7 protein-coding genes are annotated in these 5,932 nt (G+C 44.6%); all 7 read right to left on the bottom strand.

What is annotated here, in order from left to right:
* The coding region (locus ABY436_RS18405) for a type IV pilin protein (RefSeq protein WP_372740388.1) at positions 1–138 on the bottom strand (138 nt) is incomplete at its 3' end.
* A 5-nt stretch (positions 139–143) separates the two neighbouring features.
* Complete coding sequence (locus ABY436_RS18400) at positions 144–473, bottom strand: hypothetical protein (protein ID WP_372740387.1); 330 nt, start codon at positions 471–473, stop codon at positions 144–146.
* 9 nt (positions 474–482) lie between these two features.
* Positions 483–3,872: a pilus assembly protein gene (locus ABY436_RS18395; protein WP_372740386.1), complete on the bottom strand. Its 3,390-nt coding sequence runs from the start codon at positions 3,870–3,872 to the stop codon at positions 483–485.
* Positions 3,769–4,395, bottom strand: a complete 627-nt coding sequence (locus ABY436_RS18390) for a PilX N-terminal domain-containing pilus assembly protein (RefSeq protein ID WP_372740385.1) — start codon at positions 4,393–4,395, stop codon at positions 3,769–3,771. Before ABY436_RS18390 ends, ABY436_RS18395 begins: the two co-directional genes overlap by 104 nt.
* Before the next feature lie 2 nt (positions 4,396–4,397).
* Complete coding sequence (locus ABY436_RS18385) at positions 4,398–5,171, bottom strand: PilW family protein (RefSeq protein ID WP_372740384.1); 774 nt, start codon at positions 5,169–5,171, stop codon at positions 4,398–4,400.
* Positions 5,171–5,587 carry a type IV pilus modification protein PilV gene (gene pilV, locus ABY436_RS18380; protein ID WP_372740383.1) on the bottom strand — a complete coding sequence of 139 codons (417 nt, stop codon included), beginning with the start codon at positions 5,585–5,587 and terminating at the stop codon, positions 5,171–5,173. The genes ABY436_RS18385 and pilV overlap by 1 nt, the downstream gene beginning before the upstream one ends.
* A 39-nt stretch (positions 5,588–5,626) precedes the next feature.
* A partial coding sequence (locus ABY436_RS18375) for a GspH/FimT family pseudopilin (RefSeq protein WP_372740382.1) occupies positions 5,627–5,932 on the bottom strand: 306 nt, incomplete at its 5' end.

Below are 5,932 nucleotides of genomic sequence, written 5' to 3'. Positions count from 1 at the left end.
ACATCCACTCGCGGTAGTACGCCACGAACGCAACACATACTGCTGATAACTCGGGTAAGCAATGGCAGCCAATATACCGACAATGGCTACGACGATCATGAGTTCGATAAGGGTAAAACCCTTTTGCTTTGATTTCATATGGTTCACTTCATAATAACGCTAATAGACGTAATAACGGGGCTAGTGTCACTGTTTTTGTCTTCTGTATAGCTGAATTGCACATCTACACCTAAATCTAAATGGCGCAACTTAACACGATTTCCAGCTTCTGTTATCTTCGCATGAGAGGCCACTTTATACATGATATTATCGATCATAACGCTACCGGTGCCCTTTGTGATGACTTCTTGTAACGGCCCCTGATTTTGATAGGTAACACCATACTTGAGCTTATCTTTGGCCAAAGCAGTTATTGGCACAAAGCTTATAGCCAACCCTAAAATAATATTATTAAGCATTCGCGATGTTTTCAAGATCACCTCCTAACGAGTAATCTGCTGCCAACTCTGGCGATTGACATCATCACCTTCATCAATCCGCATAGTTTCTAACTGATCATTTCCCGAAATAATCACATGATCAGAATCAGATCCCGGCATAAAGCTTGGACTATTACCCCCAGATCCAACTTTAATACCCGTCGCAACAATAGGGTTTCCTGCAGGGTCAGTAAAAACCTTATCACCTGTACCAAACTTTCCACTTTGATCCAGATCATATGTCTGACTCAGTCGCCCCCCGGTAAAAGCATCGAGGGACATTAGCCAACTATCCCCTCCTGGCGAGCAAGGATCATTCGCTGGGATATTGGTTACAAACAAAAGCCGCTGACCACGTATCGCAGGGGTAGATATCAAGCGTTCACCTCGCTCCCCCGCTGGTGGAACCAGATCAAGGTACCAGCCTTGCTTTACACTAGTGGCATAATTATTAGATGTTTCACGCAAAGGTACATTTCTTGTCACATCATCCGTCGTAGACACGGTGCCCTTTGTATCATTGACTGCCACAGAAGCTTCTATAGTAATCGTTTGCTGTAACAATTTGGAACGTCCGGTAACATTCGCACCTGCATCATGAATACCATAAAATGTTTGGCGTCCGCCTAATACGCCGTTATTATCTGTTGTCTCTATATACTGTCCCGTGCCAAAGTAAACCATCTGACCAATACCACTTTTCGACCTACCAACAGTAACTGCTGTAGTGATTGGCTGCGCATTACTAACCGTACTCCCTGCTGTTTGAGTGCAAGGGTCGGCACTACACGCGCTATACAGCTTATAATCTAATTTCCATTTGGTTGGATCCGCATCGTTCAGATTAAATTTCCAGACATTACCGAACAGATCCCCTCCATAAATATAATCTGATACTTGATCGCCATTTAAATCCACTGGTGTTAATGTCGCAAAGCCGTTGGGCCTGCTGGCATTAGTCGGGTCTGCACTGATACCAACCCCTGTAGACAGCTTAATTACATTGGTTTTGTCCCATAGATCAACAATATAGATTACCGCGTTACCTGTTGTGCTCACACGAGTATCCAAACCTCCATTAGTATCCGTATTGTTATAGCCATTACCAAATACGGCATACCATTTTCCGTCCTGTAATTTGACTATTTTCGGTCGACTAAAGCTGTAACCTAAATCTACATCATCCTGATCGGTAAACTCCCACATAAACAAAGAGGCCGCATTTGACTCTGTAAAAGTTGACGGGTCAGTAATATCCAATGCATAAATTCCCTGCCCTCCGTTATTCAAGCCGCCAACTAAAACTGTTTTCCATGCACCACTGGCACCGGTAGTTTTAAATGCGTCAACAACCGTTGGGGAGCCATCAACATAATATTGATGGGAATAACTAGGATCAGATAGGGCTTTTAGTTTTGGTAATAACGATCCTGGGATAAATGCCATTTTTTCAACACCCGTTGGTGCATCAAACGCATGTAACATGCCATCATTAGCCCCTACATAAAGAAGCTGCTCACGATTCTTATGTGTAGTGACAAAGGACGAATAGGCTACAGATTCAAAAGAATCAGAATAGCGGGCAGAGGGAGCGCCTACAAAATAAGGAGTGGAATGAACAATATCCCCGAGGTTAGTTACACGATCTCGATAAACCGATACATCATAGGTAGTATCACTAAGATTTCGACCTCGTAAGTATTGCAGCATCGCTTCTTGGCCATCAAAATAACTAGCTTGCTCTGTCGCTGTAAACTGTGCCCAATCAAACGCAACCCCTGCTGTTTTGTTCGTCACAATAACACGTGAGTTCCAAGCTGGAATTTTTTTACCCGCATCAAATACCGCGCCATTCGTTGCGGTCCCTGTCGTTAAAACTTGCCCATACGTCGCGCCAACAGTGGTATCTATTTCAAAAGAAAGAAACTCACCCGACCAATTTGAACTGTTATATCGCGCCTGATATACATTCGAGCCGGTCTGTATTCGTCCAGTACTGGCCGCTGCCGAAGAAGATGAACCCGATTTTTTTGTAATCTCAGCAAGTGCATTTTTAAGCACCGTTGATAATTGTGCCGCATTCGATGCGGTATAATATTTACCATTGCCATATTCAGCAGCATCTTCCAGCATCTGATTTTGTGTCCCAAAACCAACCGTATAGGTATACATATTCTGCAGAGGAAAAGCGGCATCATTGTACCCAACGCCTGACAAATCAGTTTCACTGCTGTCTTTTTTAAAGTCGGTATCCCAGGCAAATTTAGCAATATCATCTAAGTATAAAGTAGCGCCTTCACCGTTACCGCTCGAATCATAGCCATCTGAGTATTGAGGAAATGAAGGATAGCTAGTACTAACGGTAGCAGGATGCAGTCCATCCCAATCAGTTAAGGTTTCCCCGGATGGCACGTCAGGATCATCACTAGGAAAATTTCTATCATAGGTAGGAAAACCATCAGTAATCGCTAATGTAAAGTTTTTCTGGCAACGATACTGAATAGGGCTTGTGTAAGAAGTACTCGAGTGATAATAACTACTCATACCACGGAAATAACGTGTTATTTCATAAAGCGCTTCAGACAATGGTGTATTAGTTGAAGCAGAATAACTTGCCAAAGAGCTTTTAATATCAGAGACACTGCTGCCACAGGCACGATCTATCGTTGCCCCATGACCATAACTCTGGCTGCTGGGCCCAAAAAAACTAGCGATACCAAAACGCATACCGGCAGTATTATCAACAACATCTGCACCAACGATTTTTGCAACCATCATTCTGCTTTCGTTGGGAATATTACCTACAGCACCTGTTGATAAGTCTGATCCGCTAGAAAAGCGATTAAGCAGGTAATTAACATACTCACCTGAGTAGCGTGTATTACCACTACCAACAGGATCAGGTAATTTCAAACACTTAGTAACACTTGTTGTCGAAGAGTTTCTAAATCGATCGTAGTCACTTGAACAACTCCCTTGTTTGAAGCTGCTTTTAAAATAGTTACCTGCCGTATTAGAAACATTAGACCAGTTGCCACCGGAGTTATAATATTGCCACTGCTGTTGTGATGATCTATCTAATGTAAAAAAATCCTCATCATAAATAATGTTATCCATACTGCCAGAGTTATCCACCAGCAACATAACATTGGGTTTGACCGTGGTAGACACAGGCAGAGGAGCATTCGACAATGCTAGAGGAGCGGCTATGGCACCCATAGATATACCAAGTGTCGCTATTAGCTGCAATCCGTAACATGATTTTAAAAAAACTGTCATAGCCCCTCCTTTATCTAAATCGACGCGCAAAAACGGTTTGCAAAATAGCTTCTGAGGTGACTGAGCCTCCATAAGCTTTAATCGTATTCCTATACAATGCACTTCCTCTGTCATCTGTAACCCCGCCCCCATCATCGAGTGCATCTCTTTTATAGGTAACATACTCCACCATCAGTAATGGGCTGAAAGCTACTAAGGTATTCATGTCACTACCCGCTGGAGGATTAATCACTGCACCATTTGCTTCTTTATAACTGCCGTAGCTAATAGCCTGGGCATCCCAGGCAGCCGTATCATTAGATGGTAAAGCAGGCCCAGCAGAGGAGTTGATTATCTGGCAACGAGGTACAGCAGTGGCACTGCAGCCACCATATGTTTTTCCAATATCTAAATCTTCGATGCTTTTAAGAAACCCCTCTTCCAGGTAACGCATACCTGCTTCTCCAGCCTGAAGCGCTAAATTTGCATCACGCATATTACCGCTCATTTTTTCTTGCATGGCTGTTCCTTGCATGGCACTTAAGCCAATAATTGTCAGTAATAACAACATTACTAAACCAATAATCAACGCAGCACCTTTTTGCTTTCCAAAACGGGATACTAATCTTTGTCTGTTTCTTTTTTTGGGGCTTTTCATAATTAAGGCATCTTATTTCGAAGCGCGACGGTTGTAGTGTAGACCTGATATAAGCGTCGATCGGTAGTGATTACAGTATAAGGTGCTGCATTAAACGGAGCGGGCGCCGCTTGTGCCTGCTCCACTACACCGGCGTCATTGCTGGCAACCAAAAAGCTAATACGTACTGCCACCACATCACTCCACTGCGAAGCTCCTACCGCAGCGACGCCCAAATAAGCATCAGGTTCACGATCACTATTGGTATCCACACCATAAGTAAAAGCAACATTCTCGACTCCCTCGACAATAGCATTGGTATTTCTAAACAATGCTCGCTGCCCTCCTGCATCAGGTGCAACATAGTAGGCAACTCCCCCTCCTGAATTTGCAGCGTTAGCCCAAATCGAAAGTATCTCACTCGTCACCCCCGCCACAACTCTGCCAGGAAGGCCTTGAGCAGGCCCCTCAGGAGGGCCTGCAGGAAGATCTCCCGGTACAGTTCCTACCGCAAACCCTTGTACGGCAGTAATATTGGTATTTCGACTACTATTCTCAGGTAACAAATTTTGAAACCCTGCATCACGTAAATCTCGTAGCATAAAATCTAACGCAAACCGGCCAGACTCCTGAACACGAAACATAGACTCCTGCAGGCGATAAGTCTGACTGGAGGCCAAAAATAAATTAACGACACCTCCTATCAAAATCAGCCCCAATGACATAGCAATCATTAATTCAATTAATGAAAAGCCACGCTCCATATTTCGCTTATCGATATTTGCAGTTTTTGTCATTACAGTCCCGTCACAAATTGAAAACAGGTGGCTGGAGCCCCATTGCCTCTACTTTCGTCCCAGCACACTTGCACTGTAAATTCTTCATTTCTACGAGTAATAGTGCCGGTACCGGTTGGCAAAGCCGCTGCTAAATTAGCTTGCCAGGCAATAATATCAGCTGCCGCGCTTGCATCTGCACCTGCCGGCGCTGGTTGTAAATCATAGTCACCGTCACGAGCAGCAGAACGATTAGACCTGATACGATCCGTCATATCGTAAGCCAAATTAACCGCCTGAGAACGTAAAAAAGAATCATGGTTTAATTTCAGCGCATCAAACTGTAGTGTCGCCATACCCAGCAAACCTACCGACAACACTAAAACGGTAATCAGCACCTCTATTAAGCTAGACCCGCCTTGCTTGTTTTTTTTCATCTTCAAATAACCGTTCATATATCCGTTCAGATAGTTACTCTATGGACAAGCCACCCGCGTTACACTAACGCGTCCCGTAATACTGATCTGTAGCTGTCTGGCTTGCTGCCCTGTACAGTTAGGGTAGCGGCTATTAATAGTGACCGCCGCCGCCGGCAGCCTCATCAACCCGCTGCCATCAAACTGAATGGCCGCCGCGCCGCCCGTTTGAGCAATCACGGCACCCGCATCCGGTGCATCCCAAACCTGCAAAGTCGCTCCAGCATTTTGCTGGACAATCCAGCCTACGCTCCAGTCGAGTGGCGCCGCCATACAGGTTGCGCCATCACTACTGGGACAAAGATT

Source organism: Neptunomonas sp. (assembly GCF_041601355.1).
In the GTDB taxonomy this organism is placed as follows: domain Bacteria; phylum Pseudomonadota; class Gammaproteobacteria; order Pseudomonadales; family Balneatricaceae; genus Neptunomonas.
The sequence above is the reverse complement of the archived record's forward strand: the minus strand, read 5'-3'. Positions and strand labels throughout refer to the sequence as shown.

Coding starts and splice junctions, on each gene's coding strand:
- ABY436_RS18395 (WP_372740386.1), bottom strand. CDS start 3,872: ATGACAGAGGAAGTGCATTGTATAGGAATACGATTAAAGCTTATGGAG.
- ABY436_RS18390 (WP_372740385.1), bottom strand. CDS start 4,395: ATGAAAAGCCCCAAAAAAAGAAACAGACAAAGATTAGTATCCCGTTTT.
- ABY436_RS18385 (WP_372740384.1), bottom strand. CDS start 5,171: ATGACAAAAACTGCAAATATCGATAAGCGAAATATGGAGCGTGGCTTT.
- pilV (WP_372740383.1), bottom strand. CDS start 5,587: ATGAAAAAAAACAAGCAAGGCGGGTCTAGCTTAATAGAGGTGCTGATT.